This is a genomic window from Streptomyces sp. NPDC002490 (genome assembly GCF_040296045.1).
Classification (GTDB): domain Bacteria; phylum Actinomycetota; class Actinomycetes; order Streptomycetales; family Streptomycetaceae; genus Streptomyces.
The window spans coordinates 71806-87796 of record NZ_JBEOWM010000006.1 but is presented as its reverse complement, the minus strand read 5'-3'; the positions used below and the strand labels follow the sequence as shown (position 1 = coordinate 87796).

Genomic DNA, 15991 nt, shown 5'->3' with positions numbered 1-15991 from the left:
TGCCGTCCGCGGTCCTCGTCCGCGGGGTGGTTCAGGACCCGTCGGCGGCGGTCTCGACGGTCGGTGCCGGTGCGGACATCCGCGCGGAGAGCGCGGTGTTGAAACGGGTGAGCAGCGTGCAGAAGTGCTCACGGTCGGCGGGTTCCCAGTCCTCGGTCAACTGGGCCATCAACTCCCGGCGGGAGGACCGCACCTCGCCGAGCCGGGCCTGCCCCCGCGGGGACAGTTGGAGGACCACCGCGCGGCCGTCCTCCGGGTGCGAGGTGCGTTTGACGAGTCCGGTGTCGACGAGGGGGGCGACCTGACGCGTCACGGTCGAGGAGTCGATGCCCATGCTGGCGGCAAGGGCTTTGACTCCCATCGGTCCCTCCTTGTCGAGGCGGTTGAGCAGCAGGTACGCGGCGCGGTCCATGGAGTTGCGCACCTGCCCGACGCCGCCGAGTCGGGTCTGCTCCGCGCGGCGGGCGAAGAGTGCCACTTCGTGCTGGAGGGCGTCGAGAAGACCGGTGTCGCCGGAGGTCATCATGTCCATCGACATTTCTGGTGTTGTGGGCATGGCCGAAGGCTCACTTCATGCGTGCGGGAAGAATTGGGGGACAGAGTACGCGCCCCCACGGGCCTCCGTACGGGCGCTGGACAAACCCGCCGCGCCCCGCGTCGTGCCCGGTGTGAGCTGCGAGACTTGGCCCATGAACTACCCCACGACTGACTCGTTTCTCCCGGTGGAACCGCCCGTCACGCTGGACGATGTGCGCGGTGCGCGGAAGATGCTGCACGGGGTGGTGCGGATGACCCCGATAGAGGGCAGCCGTCATCTGTCGTCGCTGGTGGGGACGCCGGTCCACCTCAAGTGCGAGAACCTCCAGCGCACCGGTTCGTTCAAGCTCCGCGGCGCCTACGTGCGGATCGCCGGGCTGTTGCCGGAGGAACGCGCGGCGGGCGTGGTCACCGCGAGCGCGGGGAACCACGCCCAGGGCGTCGCGCACGCGTCCACGCTGCTCGGGGTCCGCTCGACCGTGTTCATGCCGGTGGGCGCACCGCTCCCTAAGATCGCCGCGACCCGCGAGTACGGTGCGGAGGTGAGGCTGGACGGTCAGGTCGTCGACGAGACGCTGGCCGCTGCGGAGGAGTACGCCCGGCGCACGGGTGCGGTGTTCATCCATCCCTTCGACCACCGCGATGTGGTCGCCGGTCAGGGCACGGTCGGCCTGGAGGTGCTCGAACAGTGCCCCGAGGTGGGGACCGTCGTCGTGGGCATGGGCGGCGGCGGCCTCGCGGCGGGCGTCGCGGTGGCGGTGAAGGCGCTGCGGCCGGACGTGCGGATCGTCGGGGTGCAGGCCGCGGGCGCGGCGGCCTACGGGCCCTCCTTGGCGGCGGGCCGTCCGGTGTCGGTCGCGCCGCTGGCCACCATGGCCGACGGGATCAAGGTGGGGCGGCCGGGGGAGGTGCCGTTCCGGATCGTCGCGGAGCTGGTGGACGAGGTGCGGACGGTGTCCGAGGACGAGCTGTCCAGTGCGCTGCTGCTGTGCATGGAGCGGGCGAAGATGGTGGTGGAGCCGGCGGGCGCGTCGCCGGTGGCGGCCCTGTTGGCGGACCCGGGCGCCTTCGAGGGCCCGGTGGTGGCGGTGCTGTCCGGGGGCAATGTGGACCCGGTGCTGTTGCAGCGCATCCTGCGGCACGGGATGGCCGCCGCGGGCCGGTACCTCGCGGTCCGGCTGCGGCTGACCGACCGCCCGGGGGCCTTGGCCACGCTGCTGGGCGTGCTCTCCGTGGTGGACGCGAACGTGCTGGACGTCAGCCACGTGCGCACCGACCCGCGGCTCGGGCTCACCGAGGCGGAGGTCGAGCTGCACCTGGAGACCAAGGGCGGCGAGCACTGCGAGGAGGTGCGCGCGGCGCTGCGCGCGGCGGGTTACACGATCATCGGCTGAGCGGGGTGCGTGCGGTGGCGGGGGCGGGCCCGGGGTCGGGTCCGCCCCCGCCGACGTGCGCGGGCCCGCGCCGGAGTGCGCCGGCGGTGCACGGAAATCCGCTTGAGGAAACGCGATACGTCGCGTTATGGTGCGTGCCTTCGATCGCGTGCGTGCCGGCTCGCAGGGTAGGGCGCGAGCCGCCGCGCCACACCTCCTTTTCCGAGCTCGGCGAGAAGAGCGGGCGCAAGTGGAGGAACACGGGCAACTCGAACAAATTATGCTTTTGGTTTCACGAGGCCGCCCATCGACGAACGACGTCGTCCGCGAGGGGCGACCGGAACACTGGGAGTGACCACATGCCAAGCGCCATCTACGCCGAGGGTCTGGTGAAGACCTTCGGCGACGTCAGGGCGCTGGACGGTGTCGACCTGGACGTCCCCGAAGGCACCGTCCTCGGCCTGCTCGGCCCGAACGGCGCGGGGAAGACCACCACCGTCCGCTGCCTGACGACACTGCTCCGCCCCGACAGCGGCCGTGCGGTCGTCGCGGGCGTCGACGTCCTCAAGCACCCCAACGACGTCCGCCGGTCGATAGGACTCTCCGGCCAGTTCGCCGCCGTCGACGAACTCCTCACCGGCCGCGAGAACCTCCAGATGGTCGGCCAGCTCTACCAGCTCGGCGCCAAGGCCGCCAAGGCCCGCGCCGGCGAACTGCTCGACCGCTTCGGCCTCGCGGACGCCGCCGACCGGACCGCGAAGACCTACTCCGGAGGCATGCGCCGCCGGCTCGACCTCGCCGCCGCGCTCGTCGTCTCGCCGCCCGTGATGTTCATGGACGAACCCACGACCGGACTCGACCCCCGCAACCGGCAGGCCCTGTGGGAGGTCATCCAGGAACTCGTGACGGGCGGGACGACGCTCCTGCTCACCACCCAGTACCTGGAGGAGGCCGACCACCTCGCGCACGACATCGCCGTCGTCGACCACGGCCGGGTCATCGCCCGCGGCACCTCCGACCAGCTCAAGGCCCGCACCGGCGGCGAGCGGGTGGAGGTCGTCATCCACGAGCGCGACCGCATCGCCGACGCCACCGCGGTGCTCGCCGCCCTCGGCCACGGCGAGGTCACCAGCGACCAGCACACCCGCAAGCTCACCGTGCCCGTGTCGGGCGGCGCCAAGCTGCTGGCCGAGGTGATCCGGGAACTCGACGTCCGAGGCGTGGAGATCGACGACATCGGACTGCGCCGCCCCACCCTCGACGACGTGTTCCTCTCGCTGACCGGCCACCGCGCCGAGGCGGCCGGGAACGGCGAGGACGACACCGCCACCGGCGGGACCGAGAAGGCGGAGCGGACCGGGAAGACCACCGCCCGGCACGACGAGGAGGCACCGCAGTGAGCGCCGCGACCGAGGCGGTCAGGACCGCCGCACCGAAGGGGACCGGCGGCATCACCCAGTCCGTCCGGGACTCCCTGGTCATCGCCCGCCGCAACCTGATCCGGATGACCCGCATCCCGGAGATGGTCATCTTCGGCCTGCTCCAACCGATCATGTTCGTGGTGCTGTTCTCGTACGTGTTCGGCGGCTCCATGAACATCGGCGGCTCCACGGACCCCGGCGACTACCGCGAGTTCCTGATGGCCGGCATCTTCGCCCAGGCCGTCACCTTCGCCACCGCCGGCTCGGGCGCCGGCATCGCCGACGACATGCACAAGGGCCTCGTCGACCGCTTCCGGTCCCTGCCGATGGCCCACGGCGCGGTCCTCACCGGGCGCACCCTCGCCGACCTGGTGCAGACCGCCCTGACGCTCTTCGTCCTGGCGATCGTCGCCCTGCTCATCGGCTGGCGCACCCACACCAGCGTCCCCGAGGTCCTCGCCGGCTTCGGCCTGCTGCTCCTGCTCGGGTACGCGTTCACCTGGATCGGCGCCACCATCGGCCTGTCCGTCCGCAGCCCGGAGGCGGCCACCTCCGGCGGGCTCATCTGGCTCTTCCCGGTCACCTTCGTCTCCACGGCGTTCGTGGACAGCTCCCAGATGACCCCGTGGCTCCAGCACATCGCCGACTGGAACCCGTTCAGCGCGACCGTGCAGGCGTGCCGCGAACTCTTCGGCAACCCCGGCGTGGTCGACTCCACGGCCTGGCCCATGCAGCACCCCGCCTGGGCCTCGCTGCTCTGGTCCCTGCTGATCATCGTGGTCTTCCGCACCCTGGCCGTCCGCAAGTACCGAAACGCCGCGGGCTGACCGCCCCGCTCGGCCCGTCCCGCGCCCGTCCGCCGGCTCACCGCCGGGGGGCGGGCGCGGTCACGTCCGGTGGTCCCGCGACCTCGCACCCCTCCAGCCGCACGATGAGCTGGGCGGCGCGGGTCCAGCGGATGCGCGGATCGTCGTAGGTGACGCCGCCGTCGCGTTCCACGCGGGGGAAGGGGACTCCCGGGCGGTACATCACCCCGTGCACGCCCACCGGGACACACGCTTGTACACGCAACAGAAGGTGCCCCCGGCGCAGGTACGGGCACAGACGCACCGCCTGGGCGGCGCAAGGGGCACAGACCGGCGGGTGCGTGGTGGTCATGTCCTCGATGTCGTCCTCCCCCACGAGCCACAGGACACCGTGCTCGTTCCGGTCGGCCGCGCCTCCGCACACCTGGCACAGCAACCGGCGCATGGCCCGCCGCTGGCGCAGCAGGTGGACCCGTCCGAAGTCGGGCCGCCCCTTCCCCGGGCTCACGCCCTCGCGAGACCACAGGACGCCGTCCGCGTCCCGGTCGAACGGTGTCTCGTCCGCATAGCCGATGCCTGCACCCTGCGTGATGACGGGTGGCCGCACGGTCCGTTCGGAACTCCAGGCGGTGATGTAGGGGACGAGGGGAAGCGGGCGGGCTTGGGCTCCCGGCATGGGTGTCTCCTTGCAGCAGACGCGTGCTAGCTCGCGTTAACTATTCGTGTGCTAGCTTACGCCTGTCAAGTAATGGGTCGGGTACGCTCGGTAGCGAGCTAGTACGCGAACTCGGGAGGCGTCATGGCACCGCGGGTCCAGCGAGAGCTGCCGCCGTTCATACAGATCGCGAACCACTTCCGGCAGAAGATCGTCGACGGGGAACTGGCGCAGGACGCCAAGCTGCCTTCGATCGCGGACATCTCCGGGGAATGGGGTGTCGCCACGGCGACGGCGGCGAAGGCCATCAAGCAGTTGCAGGCCGAGGGCTATGTGAGGTCTTCGACCCAGGGCACCTTCGTCGATCTCGGGCGCAGGCAGACCACCGGCCCCGACCGGCTGCGCCTGCTGCGCGCCGGGGCCACCGGTCTGCGTCCCGGCGAACGGGTGGAACTCCTCGGCGCCGGACTCGAACCCGCGCCGGACGAGGTCGCCGCCGCGTTGGGCGTCGAGCCCGGTGCGCCGGTCGTCAAACGGTGGCGAAGGTACGTCGACGACGAGGGCGTGGTGGCCGTGTCGATCTCCTGGCTCCCCGGCGAGCTGGCACGCAGCGCCCCGGAACTCCTCGCTCCGGAGCCGCTGCCGACCATGACCTTCGGGCTGGTCGAGGAGCGCACCGGACGGCGCGCCGTCCGGCGGCGGGACGCCCTCGCGGTGCGTCCGGTGCCGACGGAACCGGCCGAGGCGCTGGGGGCTCCGGCCGGCACGCCCGTGCTGACCTGGACGAACCACTACTGGGACCAGCAGGGCGAGGTGACCGAGTACGCGACGGACTTCCTCGGCAGCGGGCGCGCGCTCACGGCGGAAGTCGACATGCCGTGACGTCCGGAACGGAGCTGCGCCGCCGTGGCATCGCCCGGTTGGCGCGGGAGGGCTGGACGGGCGGTCGGTCCGTGTGGGAGACGGACGCCGAGGGCCGGGAGGTGGCCGTCGACGGCGTCACGGTCACCGAGGAGCCCGCGCCCGGCGACATCGCCCGGGTGCTGGACCTCCCCGCCGGGGCGCCGGTCTGCGTGCGGTCCCGCCGCTACCTCCTGGACGGCGGGCCCGTGCTGCTCGCCGTCTCCCGGCTGCCGGCGGAGCTGGTGCGCGGCACTGCCGTCACCCGCCCGGACAGCGGGCCCGGCGGGATCTACGCCCGCCTCGCCGAACTGGGCGTGGAACCCACCCGGTTCCGTGAGGAGGTGCGCTCCCGGATGCCCTCGCGGGAGGAGTCCGAGCGGCTGGCCCTCGGTGCCGGAACGCCCGTGATGCTGGTCCGGCGCACCGCGTGCACCCCCGAGGGGCGGGCCGTCGAGGTCAACGACATGGACTCCGCCGCGTACGTGTTGGAGTACGACTTCGGGGCGTGAGCGGGAGCCGGAACAGAGCAGAACGGGCCCCGGGGACGCGCCCCGGGGCCCGCTTCCGTACCGACGGTCAGCCGGAGTACGGCTTCGCGGCGAGGATCTTGACGGAGGCGAACTTGCCGTTGGGCAGCTCGTAGGTGGCCTCGTCGCCGACCTTCTTGCCGTTCACGCCAGTACCCAGCGGGGACTGCGGGGAGTAGGTCTCGATGTCGGAGGACGGGTACTCGCGGGAGGCCATCAGGAACGTGAGCGTGTCGTCCTCGTCACCGTCGAAGGCGATCGTCACGACCATGCCCGGCTCCACGACGCCGTCGTCCGGCGGGATCTCGCCGACCTTGGCGTTCTCCAGCAGCTGGGTGAGCTGGCGGATGCGGAGCTCCTGCTTGCCCTGCTCCTCCTTGGCCGCGTGGTACCCGCCGTTCTCGCGCAGGTCCCCCTCCTCGCGCGCCGCCTCGATCTTCTTGGCGATCTCGATGCGGGCGGGACCAGACAGGCGGGTCAGCTCCTCCTGGAGCCGGTCGTACGCCTCCTGGGTAAGCCAGGTGACGCTCTCACTGGTCTGGGTCACTGGTGCTCCTCGTCGGTACTGGAATACAAAGCAACGCCCTACCGGGACGGGATGTGCTCCCCGGTGGGCGAAACCACGAGCCTAACAATGTGCGCGCCGAAGGGGGAGGACATAATGCATCAGACTTACGTCAGCGCAGGCCAGTGGCTGTGTGATTCTCGTGCGGCCCTTCATAAAGCATGCGCACCCGCGACGGTCGACAAACCCGCGGTCAGCACATGATCACGCAGTGTTCGCGCGTGATCGGGGGAGGATCACCCGTCCGACTGGCAGCCCACGAGTTCGGCCGCCGTCGCCCGGGCGGTGGTCCGCAGGGTGATCACCTCGTCGACCCGGCTCTCCGCCTGGTCGAAGCGGAAGTCGGCCCGGCCCACCTCGGCACCGTCCTCGGACTGGGAGCGGACCGTGCAGTACCCGCGGACCTCGGCGTCCTTGCGGACCTCCAGGTGCACCTGCACGGCACTGTCGGAGACGACCTTGAACTTGATCATCTCGGCGCTCACCTCCTGGCCGGAGATGTAGCCGTAGCCGATCCAGGTGACCAGGCCCAGCATCCCGACCCCCAGCACCGATCCGATGAGCTTGAGCCGGCGGTCGACGCGCTCCTCCGCGGAGCGGCCGTACCGGCCCTCCGGAAGCTGCTCACGGACCGCGCTCATGATCGCCCTCCTGCGGGGATGACGGGGGTGACGGGACCGGGTCCCGGAATTTTTCGTCCCCCGATTCGGTCACTATAGAAGCCGCCCATCGCGCCCCCTCATCCGGGCGCCGTATTCGACGAGGATCGAGTCTTGACTGAGCAGCTGCGACTCATGGCCGTGCACGCCCACCCGGACGACGAGTCGTCCAAGGGCGCGGCCACCATGGCGAAGTACGTGTCGGAGGGGGTGGACGTGCTCGTCGTGACGTGCACGGGCGGCGAACGCGGTTCCGTCCTCAACCCGAAGCTCCAGGGCGACCCGTACATCGAGGAGAACATCCACGAGGTGCGCAAGAAGGAGATGGACGAGGCCCGGGAGATCCTCGGCATCCGGCAGGAGTGGCTCGGCTTCGTCGACTCGGGGCTGCCGGAGGGCGACCCGCTGCCGCCGCTGCCGGAGGGCTGCTTCGCGCTGGAGGACGAGACGGAGGCGGCCGGGCGGCTGGTCCGCAGCATCCGGGCCTTCCGTCCCCAGGTGATCACCACCTACGACGAGAACGGCGGCTACCCGCACCCCGACCACATCATGACCCACAAGATCACCATGATCGCCTTCGAGGGGGCGAACGACGCGGAGGCGTTCCCGGAGGACGAGTTCGGCCCCGTCCACCAGCCGGGCAAGCTCTACTACAACCAGGGCTTCAACCGCCCCCGCACCGAGGCGCTGCACGAGGCCCTGCTGGAGCGCGGGCTGGAGTCCCCCTACGGGGACTGGCTGAAGCGGTGGGACGAGTTCGAGCGGGTCGAGCGCACCCTGACCACGCACGTGCCCTGCGCCGACTTCTTCGAGATCCGGGACAAGGCGCTGATCGCGCACGCCACCCAGATCGACCCGGACGGCGGCTGGTTCCGGGTCCCGATGGACCTCCAGAAGGAGGTCTGGCCGACCGAGGAGTACGAGCTGGCGAAGTCGCTCGTCGACACCTCCCTCCCCGAGGACGACCTCTTCGCGGGCATCCGCGACAATGCCTGACATGAGTGTGAGCGCAAGCGCGGGCCAGCTGGTCTCGGGCCTCGTCCCGTTGGCGGCCGAGGTCGACAAGAACAAGGTCACCCCCGGAGTGCTGGGGTTCATCGTCTTCGCGGTGATGGCACTCGCCGTCTGGGGGCTGATGAAGTCCATGAACAAGCACATGGGCCGGGTCGACTTCAAGGAGGCCCCGGCCTCCCAGGGCGCCGAGGAACCGGGCTCGTCCGCACCGAAGTCCTGACCGGGAGCGGGGCCGGGGGCGTCGAGCGCGCCCCCGGCCCCGCCCCACGGGGTCAGACCCCGGACAGCCCCTGCTCGGCGGCCGCCTTGCGCGGCGACGGCGCGACACCGCGGGCCGAGGGCGGCAGTACCGCCGGCAACGCCTCCTGGCCGAGGAGGGTGCGCCGGACCACCCGTTCCGCGGCCCGGCCGTCGTCCCACGGGCAGAACCGCTCCCGGAACGCGGCCCGCAGTGCGGTGGCGCGTTCGTCGTCCCACCGGCCGTCACGGAACGTCGCGATGAGCTCCTCCTCCGTGGTCGCCACGGCGCCTGGGGTGTCGCCCGGCTCGCCCGACAGCAGGTCGAAGGTGACCCCCCGGGAGCGCACGTACACCTCCCAGTCGTCGGCGAAGGTGACGATCGGCCGGTCCAGCACCGCGTAGTCGAACATGATCGACGAGTAGTCGGTGATCAACGCGTCCGAGGCGAGGCACAGCTCCTCGACGCTCGGGTGACGGGAGACGTCGATCAGCGCCCCACGGTCCGCGAGCTCCGTCAGCCCCGGGTCCCGGCCGTAGAAGTAGTGGGTGCGCACCAGCAGCACCACGTCCGGGCCCAGCTCCCGGGCCACCCGCGCCAGGTCGAGCCGCGGCACGTAGCCCACCTGGTAGTCGCGGGCGGTCGGCGCGTACAGCACGGCGGTGCGGCCGGGCGCGATGCCGAGGCGCTCCCGGGCGGCCAGCACCCGGCGGGCGTCCGCCGTCACGTACACGTCGTTGCGGGGGTAGCCGGCGTCGACCGAGGCGAAGGCGCACGGGTAGACCCGGTCCCACTGCTCGCTGGAGTGCCCGTTGGACGAGACGCTGAAGTCCCAGCGGTCCGCGCGCGCCAGCAGCTTCTCCATGTTCATGCCCTTGGCGGCGGCCGGGTAGCGCTGCTGGTCGATGCCCATGCGCTTGAGCGGGGTCCCGTGGTGGGTCTGCACGTGCACCTGGCCGGGGCGCTTGACGACGTGGTCCGCGAAGTTGACGTTGTTGACGAAGTACTTGGCGCGGGCCATCACCTCCCAGTAGCGGGGGGAGTGGGGGACCACGTGGTCGATGCCGGGCGGCAGGTTCCGCACGTCGGCGGCGCGCACCACCCACACCGCGCGCAGGTGCGGGGCGAGCTCCCTGGCCTTCTCGTACACCGCGAGGGGGTTGCAGGCCGGGGTGCGGTTCCAGTACGCCGAGTACACCACCAGGTCCTCCTCGATCGGGCGGCTCAGCTGCAACCGGTAGTACCCGGCGTACGCCTGCCTGCCGAGGCTCCGCCTGGCCCGGCGCAACCGGTCCGCCCCGCGCAACCGGGTGCCGTTGACCAGCTTCAGGGCCTGGAAGGCGGCGTAGGAACCGCGGTCGACCGCCTGGAACTTGGCGCCCTTGATCCCGCTCGGCGGGACGAAGCCCGGCGGCAGGTGGCGCCGGTAGAGCACGGTCGCCCGGTAGAAGAACTCCGACCGGTCCTGGGCGCGCACCCGGCTCTCCCGGGCGAAGGTGTGCAGGAAGTGGCTCACCATCCGCTCGAACAGCAGCGGGCGCAGCCCGTCCAGGTCGGGGCGGGTGTCGAGGAAGTCGAAGAGCCGTTGGTACTGCTCGAATATCGTGAAGTGCTCGCGCCCCGGCGTCTGCATCGAGTTCCCGCCGCGGCGCTGGCGGTACTCGACGCAGACGTGGTCGAGGCAGACGGCGCGTTCGGCGGTGAGCATCGTGGTGTAGACGACGAGGGCGTCCTCGTACAGGCCGTCGGTGAAGGCGAAGTCGTGGGCGAGGAAGAAGTCCCGCCGGTACACCCGGTTCCACACCACCGCGAACATCGACAGGAACTCGGGGCGTTCCGCGGGCCGGAACACCTCCGTCCCGGTCCGGGCGAGCAGTTCTCCGGTGGCGCTGGCCTTGGTCTCGCCCCACCAGTAGGTACGGGTGTGGTCGGCGATCAGGACGTCGGGGTCCTCGGTCAGGGCCAGCCGGTCGTGCACGGCACGCAGGGTGCCGGCGGTGATCGTGTCGTCGCTGTCCAGGAAGAACAGGTAGTCGCCGCGGGCCCGCGCCACACCGGTGTTGCGGGCCCTGCCTATCCCGCCGTTGGTGTCGTGCCGCACCACCACCACGCGCGGGTCGCGGGCGGCGAACTCGGCGAGGACGTCCGCACTGCGGTCCGGTGAGCAGTCGTCGACGGCGATGACCTCGAAGTCGGTGAAGTCCTGGGCGAGGAGGGAGTCCAGACACTCCCGCAGGTATCCCTGCACCTTGAAGACCGGGACGATGACACTGAACCGCGGTGCGGGGGTGCGCTCTTGGGGGGACATGGCCTGCCGACTCCTCGGGGACGAACGGATGGGGAGCGTGTCGGTCCCACGGAGGACGCCGAAGAGGCCCCCTGCGGCTCCCGTGGGGGGAGGCCATCCCATCACGTCGGCGGGGGACTTGGGGGATGCCGAAGGTCCCGGCCCCCGGCGGCAGGGCCTTGCTTGCCGGTGCGGCTCCCGTCCCCGGGGCGCCACGGCCTACCCCGCGGTGACCCGCCACACGAAGCCGTCCGGGTCGGTGAAGTCCCCGCGGTAGCCCTCGGCGGTCTCGGCCGCCGGGGCGCTGATCCGGCCGCCGGCGGCACAGGCCGCGGACAGGGTCGCGTCGACCTCCCCGCGGGTGTCGGCGCCGTGGTGCAGGACCGCCCCCCCGCACCAGGGTCCCGCCGTCGTCGACGCCCGCGTCCTTCGCGAGGGTCCGCCGCGGCATCAGGGCCAACCGGCAGGCGCCCGGGCCCGGGTGGAAGTCGGCGTAGTGCCGGTACGCCTTGTCCGGCTGCACGCCCAGGGCCGCGTAGAAGGCGCCGGCGGCCTTCACGTCGGCGACGCCGAGGATGGCCACGGTCTCGGTGGGCACGACGGGCTCCGTGGCGGGCCCCCGGTCCTTCCCGGTCGGTGCCGCCACCTTCCACACGCTGCCGTCCGGGGCCCGGTACACCGCGCAGAAGGCGCCGAACAGCGACTTCCTCGCCGGCTTCAGGACCGTCGCCCCGCCCTCGACCGCGGCGTCCAGCACGCTGCGGACCCCGCTGGGCTGCGCGACGACCACGGTCATCACGCAGCCCCGGAAACCCCAGGTGGGTTCGGCGTCCGCCCGGGCACCTGCGGCGGGTTCCGGGTCCGGGTGCAAGGCCAGCCGGCCGGCACCGTGCAGATCGAGCCACTGCCGGTCCACGGACGAGGGAGCCAAGGCGGCGACGTGGAACTCCCGCGCGTCCTCCACCTCGGCAACGCCGAGGCTGACGACGTCGAGCGAAAGGGGCATGCGACTCTCCTTGAGCGTGAGGACGGGGAGGCGCGCACCACCGGTGCCGCCCGACCGTCGTCGGTCGGGTGCGGCGGCGGGGCGCGTCGATGCCCTCACGCTAGGCGGCGTCCGGGGGCCGGCGCTTCTCCGATCCTGACCGGCCCGTCCGCGGGTCAGGCGGGGCGCGCCTGGCTGAACCGGATCAGGTTGCCGGCCGGGTCGCGGAAGGCGCAGTCCCGGACGCCGTACGGCTGGTCCACGGGCTCCTGGACCACCTCGGCACCGGCGGCGCGGATGCGCTCGAAGGAGGCGTCGCAGTCGTCGGTGCCGAAGATGACCCCGCGCAGGTGGCCCTTGGCCAGCAACCGGGCCACGGCTTCCCGGTCGGCGGGGGAGGCACCCGGGTCCGCGAGGGGCGGTTCGAGGACGATGTCCACGTCGGGCTGCTCCGGGGAGCCCACGGTCACCCAGCGCATGCCCTCGAAGCCGACGTCGTTGCGCACCTCCAGGCCCAGGGCGTCGCGGTAGAAGGCGAGCGCCTCGTCGTGGTCGTCGACGGCGATGAAGCACTGCGAGAGCGTGATGTCCATGCACGTCATGCTAGGCGCGGGGGGCCGGCCCAGCCCGGCCACGACGGACCGGTCGGGTGTGGATCTTGGCCAGGCAGGCGGGAACGGCGGCACCCGCGTCGTGGTTCCGCGCACGGTAGGCGCTCGGGCTCTCGCCGACCAGTTCGGTGAAGCGCGAACTGAACGACCCCAGGGAGGTGCAGCCGACCGCGAGGCAGACCTCGGTCACCGACAGGTCCCCCCGCCGCAACAGCGCCTTGGCCCGCTCGATCCGGCGGGTCATGAGGTAGTGGTACGGACTCTCCCCGTAGGCGGCCCGGAAGCTGCGCGAGAAGTGACCGGGCGACATCAGGGCGACGCGGGCGAGCGCGGGCACGTCGAGCGGTTCCGCGTACGCGCGGTCCATCAGGTCGCGCGTCCGTCGCAGTCGGACGAGGTCCTCCAGGCTCATTCCGCCACGATGCCACACGGGTGCGACGGGCTCCCGGCGCCGTTCCTCCCCGCCCCGGACCCCCCTCCACAGACCACTAGTCGTTCCGCACCCCGTCGAAGTTCCCGAGTCGTGCACCTGGCGCACGACGGCCACGACGGGCCGTTGACCAGGCCGGGAGCGAGCGGCCCAACCCCCTTGCCTGGTACGGACCAATGTGATCCTCTGGTGCCAGCACCCGCCTCAACTCCCCACGGCCGAGGCGGTGTTGTCGAGAACCTCCCGACGTCCCTACACGTACGAGAGTGAGTCACCATGCCTGTCACCCGCCGCCGTCTCGCCGCGGCCTCCGTGGTCGCCTCCGTCGCGACGCTCGTTCCCCTGACCCCCTCGCCGGCGAGCGCGCACGGCTCCGTCTTCGGTCCGGTCAGCCGGGTCAGCGCCTGTTACGCCGAGGGCCCGGAGACCACCCGGTCCCAGGTCTGCAAGGACCTCGTCGCCGACTCGGGCTCCCAGCCGCTGTACGACTGGAACGAGGTGAACATCGCCAACGCCAACGGCAAGCACCAGCAGATCATCCCGGACGGCAAGCTCTGCTCGGCCAACCGCACCAAGTACCGCGCCCTGGACTGGGCCCGCACCGACTGGCCCGCCACCGCGGTGGCCCCGGGCGCCTACGACTTCAACGTGCGGATCACCGCCGCCCACCTGGGCACGATGACGATGTACATCACCAAGCAGGGCTTCGACCCGACGAAGCCGCTGAAGTGGTCGGACCTGGACCCGACCCCGGTGGGCACCTACTCCACCCCGCGCGCCAGCGACAACGGCTACTACCGGTTCACCGGCGCGCTCCCCGCCCGCACCGGCCGCCACATCGTCTACAAGGTCTGGCAGCGCCACGACAGCCCCGAGGCGTTCTACGGCTGCTCGGACGTCGTCTTCGGCGGGTCGGCCGGGGCCGCCGCCAAGGCGCCGACCGAAGCGAAGATCGAGGCGGGCGCGTCCCGCTCCACCGTCAGCCACGCGGGCCACGGCGGCGACGAGCAGGCACCCGCACCCGTCTCCGCCGAAGCGCGGTCCGCCGACTCCCCGTCGGCCGGCGCCGCGGTCTGGGCGGCCGCCGCCGGCGTCTTCGCCGCGGGCGCCCTGTTCTTCGGCCGCGGTCGCCGCAGGACGAACTGAACCCGACGGCCGGCGGGGTGCCCACCAGCACCCCCACGCCTCCCGCCGACCCACGGGAGGAAGCCAGGCGGCCCTCGTCGACCGGCCCGGGCCCGAGTCCGGGCCGGTCGGGGGGAAAAACGTCAGATGCTCTGCCAGACGGCGTCCACCCGGCCCCGGGAGCGGGTGCCGGACAGTCCGAGCGCGACCCACGCGAGCGCCTCGTAGACGGCGAGGGAGCCGCTGGTGGGCGTCTCGCCCTTCGCCAGGGTCTTCTGGAGCCGGTACAGATGGGTGAACGCCTGCTTGACGTCCCTGCGCACCAGCAGGGTCCGCACCTGGGCCGCCGCCTTCAGGACGGCGGGGTCGGCTTCCCCCTCCGGGGCGTCCGCCGTCCCCGCGAGGGCGGTGTGCGCGGCCAGGAAACGCTGGGCCGTGTCGAGTTGCTGGGGCTTGACGGATAGGGTCTCCTGGGCCGCGGCGGCCGTCAGCACGGTCACCTCCAGGACGTCCGCCTCGACATCGTCGGTCCGTCCCGTGACCGTACCGGTGAGCAGGACGTCGGGAGCGCGCTCAGGCGTGTGTCCCAGACCCGGCTCCGCGAGCAGCAACCTCAGCGCCAGCAGGTCGGACTCGATCGCCGACGACGGGGCCACGACGACCAAGTCGGATCGGCGTACCGCCGGGTCGAGCACGGCGAGCACCCCGGCGGGCGTCACCCGTACGGGGGTGCCTTCGTCCCGACCGGGTGTCCCGATCGTGTTCCGCTCCTGGTTCCAGTGGACCTTGTCCGGACCGTCCGCGTCGAAGACCGCCACGGCGAAGGAGCCGGCTCCGACGTCCGTGTGCGTCCGGGCCAGCCCCCGTTCCGAGAGGATCCGGAAGTACTCCGACTGGGCCGCCGCGTGGTCGAGCCCGTCGGTGCGCCCGGTGCGGACGGCGTGGCCCGTCTTCACGAGCGGAGGCGTCAGCCAGTGCCCGGGGCCCTCCTCGTGCCCGGCCGGCGCCAACGCGAAGCGCACGGGCAGCCCCACCTCCCGTGCGAACGCGAGGTCGGCGGCGTCGTGGCCCGGGTTGACGAGGACGGCTCCGGTGCCGAACTCCGGTTTGACCCAGGCCGCGGTCCAGATCGGGAGCAGGTCCCCGGTGAGGGGATGACGGCAGTACCGCCCGGTGAAGGCCGCTCCGCGCCCGGCGGCCAGGCCGGAACTGAGCGGATGGCCGGGGTGCACCGCGACCGCGCACGCGGCGGGGCTGGGCGACCAGTCGGTGGTGAACACCTCCAGCGCGGCCTCCGTCGCCGCCGGGTCCTCCGGCGGGAAGCCGAACAGGGCGCCGGACGTGCGTCGGAGCGCCTTGTTCTGACGCGAGGCCACGGACTGGGGCCACACCCCGTCCCGGGCCGCCCCGACCCGCCCCCGGGCCGCGCAGGTGGGCACGTACCGGACCTCACCTCCAGCGGGCGGCTCGCCCTCTCCGGTCACCCCCGCCGAGGTGGCGAGTTCCCTCAGCGCCGCCGTCGCGTCGTCGCTGCCGTGGAGGACGATGGACCGACGGCCTTCGGCGACGGCCAGGCGACTGACGAACGCGGCATGGCTACGACAGCGCAGCGTAACGGCCGGCGGTTGGTGGTCGGATAGGGACAGTACGACGTGGTTCACACGTCTCTCCAGAGTGGTCGGTCGTGCGTGCTGACAGTCGCACGATGGAGGAACGGACACCCGCGACGGAGACGAACCCCTCGTGCGCGGAGCCCTGTTTGCAGAGCGTCAACGAGCCGGGCAGCATGCCCAGTTGTCGTTCCCAGTCTAGACAGGAACCCACCTCCGAACGGACGGGAGCCGCGCCGCCACGC

17 protein-coding genes are annotated in these 15991 nt (G+C 71.9%); 8 read left to right on the top strand and 9 right to left on the bottom strand.

What is annotated here, in order from left to right; all coding sequences use genetic code 11:
* Positions 1 to 31 precede the first annotated feature (31 nt).
* Positions 32 to 538: a MarR family winged helix-turn-helix transcriptional regulator gene (locus ABT092_RS05695; protein ID WP_351240325.1), complete on the bottom strand. Its 507-nt coding sequence runs from the start codon at positions 536 to 538 to the stop codon at positions 32 to 34.
* Positions 539 to 689: 151 nt separating this feature from the next.
* Between ABT092_RS05695 and ilvA the strand changes: the two genes are divergently transcribed.
* The 3 genes from ilvA to ABT092_RS05680 all read left to right on the top strand — a co-directional run bounded on the left by ilvA (position 690) and on the right by ABT092_RS05680 (position 4158).
* The gene (ilvA, locus tag ABT092_RS05690) at positions 690 to 1931 is read left to right on the top strand and encodes a threonine ammonia-lyase (protein ID WP_351240139.1); all 1242 of its coding nucleotides are present in this window, start codon (positions 690 to 692) and stop codon (positions 1929 to 1931) included.
* 338 nt (positions 1932 to 2269) lie between these two features.
* Positions 2270 to 3310: an ATP-binding cassette domain-containing protein gene (locus ABT092_RS05685; RefSeq protein WP_351240137.1), complete on the top strand. Its 1041-nt coding sequence runs from the start codon at positions 2270 to 2272 to the stop codon at positions 3308 to 3310.
* On the top strand, positions 3307 to 4158 hold the full coding sequence (locus tag ABT092_RS05680; protein WP_351240135.1) for an ABC transporter permease: 852 nt from the start codon (positions 3307 to 3309) through the stop codon (positions 4156 to 4158). The genes ABT092_RS05685 and ABT092_RS05680 overlap by 4 nt, the downstream gene beginning before the upstream one ends.
* A gap of 37 nt (positions 4159 to 4195) precedes the next feature.
* Here the strand turns inward: ABT092_RS05680 and ABT092_RS05675 are convergent, their stop codons facing one another.
* Entirely contained in the window at positions 4196 to 4813 is a 618-nt protein-coding gene (locus ABT092_RS05675) for a hypothetical protein (RefSeq protein WP_351240133.1), read from the bottom strand.
* 123 nt (positions 4814 to 4936) lie between these two features.
* Between ABT092_RS05675 and ABT092_RS05670 the strand changes: the two genes are divergently transcribed.
* Together ABT092_RS05670 and ABT092_RS05665 are read left to right on the top strand one after the other, a co-directional pair.
* On the top strand, positions 4937 to 5674 hold the full coding sequence (locus tag ABT092_RS05670) for a GntR family transcriptional regulator (RefSeq protein ID WP_351240131.1): 738 nt from the start codon (positions 4937 to 4939) through the stop codon (positions 5672 to 5674).
* Complete coding sequence (locus tag ABT092_RS05665) at positions 5671 to 6204, top strand: UTRA domain-containing protein (protein WP_351240129.1); 534 nt, start codon at positions 5671 to 5673, stop codon at positions 6202 to 6204. Before ABT092_RS05670 ends, ABT092_RS05665 begins: the two co-directional genes overlap by 4 nt.
* Before the next feature lie 67 nt (positions 6205 to 6271).
* Here ABT092_RS05665 and greA read toward each other — a convergent pair whose 3' ends face one another.
* Together greA and ABT092_RS05655 are read right to left on the bottom strand one after the other, a co-directional pair.
* Positions 6272 to 6769: a transcription elongation factor GreA gene (greA, locus tag ABT092_RS05660; RefSeq protein WP_351240127.1), complete on the bottom strand. Its 498-nt coding sequence runs from the start codon at positions 6767 to 6769 to the stop codon at positions 6272 to 6274.
* A gap of 254 nt (positions 6770 to 7023) precedes the next feature.
* Positions 7024 to 7428: a DUF4307 domain-containing protein gene (locus ABT092_RS05655; RefSeq protein ID WP_351240125.1), complete on the bottom strand. Its 405-nt coding sequence runs from the start codon at positions 7426 to 7428 to the stop codon at positions 7024 to 7026.
* A 132-nt stretch (positions 7429 to 7560) separates the two neighbouring features.
* Here ABT092_RS05655 and mca point away from each other — a divergent pair, with 132 nt between their 5' ends.
* Both mca and ABT092_RS05645 read left to right on the top strand, forming a co-directional pair.
* Positions 7561 to 8442 carry a mycothiol conjugate amidase Mca gene (gene mca, locus ABT092_RS05650; protein ID WP_351240123.1) on the top strand — a complete coding sequence of 294 codons (882 nt, stop codon included), beginning with the start codon at positions 7561 to 7563 and terminating at the stop codon, positions 8440 to 8442.
* Positions 8435 to 8680 carry a hypothetical protein gene (locus ABT092_RS05645; RefSeq protein ID WP_351240121.1) on the top strand — a complete coding sequence of 82 codons (246 nt, stop codon included), beginning with the start codon at positions 8435 to 8437 and terminating at the stop codon, positions 8678 to 8680. The genes mca and ABT092_RS05645 overlap by 8 nt, the downstream gene beginning before the upstream one ends.
* A gap of 52 nt (positions 8681 to 8732) precedes the next feature.
* Here ABT092_RS05645 and ABT092_RS05640 read toward each other — a convergent pair whose 3' ends face one another.
* From ABT092_RS05640 to ABT092_RS05625, 4 genes are all read right to left on the bottom strand, one after another.
* Positions 8733 to 11006, bottom strand: coding sequence for a bifunctional glycosyltransferase/CDP-glycerol:glycerophosphate glycerophosphotransferase (locus ABT092_RS05640; protein WP_351240119.1), 2274 nt, complete (start codon positions 11004 to 11006; stop codon positions 8733 to 8735).
* Between the two features lie 198 nt (positions 11007 to 11204).
* On the bottom strand, positions 11205 to 11366 hold the full coding sequence (locus ABT092_RS05635) for a VOC family protein (protein WP_351240323.1): 162 nt from the start codon (positions 11364 to 11366) through the stop codon (positions 11205 to 11207).
* Between the two features lie 780 nt (positions 11367 to 12146).
* A complete protein-coding gene (locus tag ABT092_RS05630) occupies positions 12147 to 12563 on the bottom strand; it encodes a VOC family protein (protein WP_351240117.1) in 417 nt (138 codons plus the stop codon).
* Between the two features lie 10 nt (positions 12564 to 12573).
* On the bottom strand, positions 12574 to 12993 hold the full coding sequence (locus tag ABT092_RS05625; protein ID WP_351240115.1) for a helix-turn-helix transcriptional regulator: 420 nt from the start codon (positions 12991 to 12993) through the stop codon (positions 12574 to 12576).
* Between the two features lie 294 nt (positions 12994 to 13287).
* Between ABT092_RS05625 and ABT092_RS05620 the strand changes: the two genes are divergently transcribed.
* Complete coding sequence (locus ABT092_RS05620) at positions 13288 to 14157, top strand: lytic polysaccharide monooxygenase auxiliary activity family 9 protein (protein ID WP_351240113.1); 870 nt, start codon at positions 13288 to 13290, stop codon at positions 14155 to 14157.
* Positions 14158 to 14279: 122 nt separating this feature from the next.
* Here the strand turns inward: ABT092_RS05620 and ABT092_RS05615 are convergent, their stop codons facing one another.
* Positions 14280 to 15797: a hypothetical protein gene (locus ABT092_RS05615; protein ID WP_351240111.1), complete on the bottom strand. Its 1518-nt coding sequence runs from the start codon at positions 15795 to 15797 to the stop codon at positions 14280 to 14282.
* Positions 15798 to 15991: the final 194 nt, after the last annotated feature.

What these genes read in the sequence shown, in the direction of transcription:
- ABT092_RS05670 (WP_351240131.1), top strand. Translation starts at nt 4,937, where the DNA reads ATGGCACCGCGGGTCCAGCGAGAGCTGCCGCCGTTCATACAGATCGCG.
- ABT092_RS05630 (WP_351240117.1), bottom strand. Translation starts at nt 12,563, where the DNA reads ATGGACATCACGCTCTCGCAGTGCTTCATCGCCGTCGACGACCACGAC.
- ABT092_RS05645 (WP_351240121.1), top strand. Translation starts at nt 8,435, where the DNA reads ATGCCTGACATGAGTGTGAGCGCAAGCGCGGGCCAGCTGGTCTCGGGC.
- ilvA (WP_351240139.1), top strand. Translation starts at nt 690, where the DNA reads ATGAACTACCCCACGACTGACTCGTTTCTCCCGGTGGAACCGCCCGTC.
- ABT092_RS05685 (WP_351240137.1), top strand. Translation starts at nt 2,270, where the DNA reads ATGCCAAGCGCCATCTACGCCGAGGGTCTGGTGAAGACCTTCGGCGAC.
- ABT092_RS05695 (WP_351240325.1), bottom strand. Translation starts at nt 538, where the DNA reads ATGTCGATGGACATGATGACCTCCGGCGACACCGGTCTTCTCGACGCC.
- ABT092_RS05620 (WP_351240113.1), top strand. Translation starts at nt 13,288, where the DNA reads ATGCCTGTCACCCGCCGCCGTCTCGCCGCGGCCTCCGTGGTCGCCTCC.
- ABT092_RS05625 (WP_351240115.1), bottom strand. Translation starts at nt 12,993, where the DNA reads ATGAGCCTGGAGGACCTCGTCCGACTGCGACGGACGCGCGACCTGATG.
- ABT092_RS05655 (WP_351240125.1), bottom strand. Translation starts at nt 7,428, where the DNA reads ATGAGCGCGGTCCGTGAGCAGCTTCCGGAGGGCCGGTACGGCCGCTCC.
- ABT092_RS05640 (WP_351240119.1), bottom strand. Translation starts at nt 11,006, where the DNA reads ATGTCCCCCCAAGAGCGCACCCCCGCACCGCGGTTCAGTGTCATCGTC.
- ABT092_RS05675 (WP_351240133.1), bottom strand. Translation starts at nt 4,813, where the DNA reads ATGCCGGGAGCCCAAGCCCGCCCGCTTCCCCTCGTCCCCTACATCACC.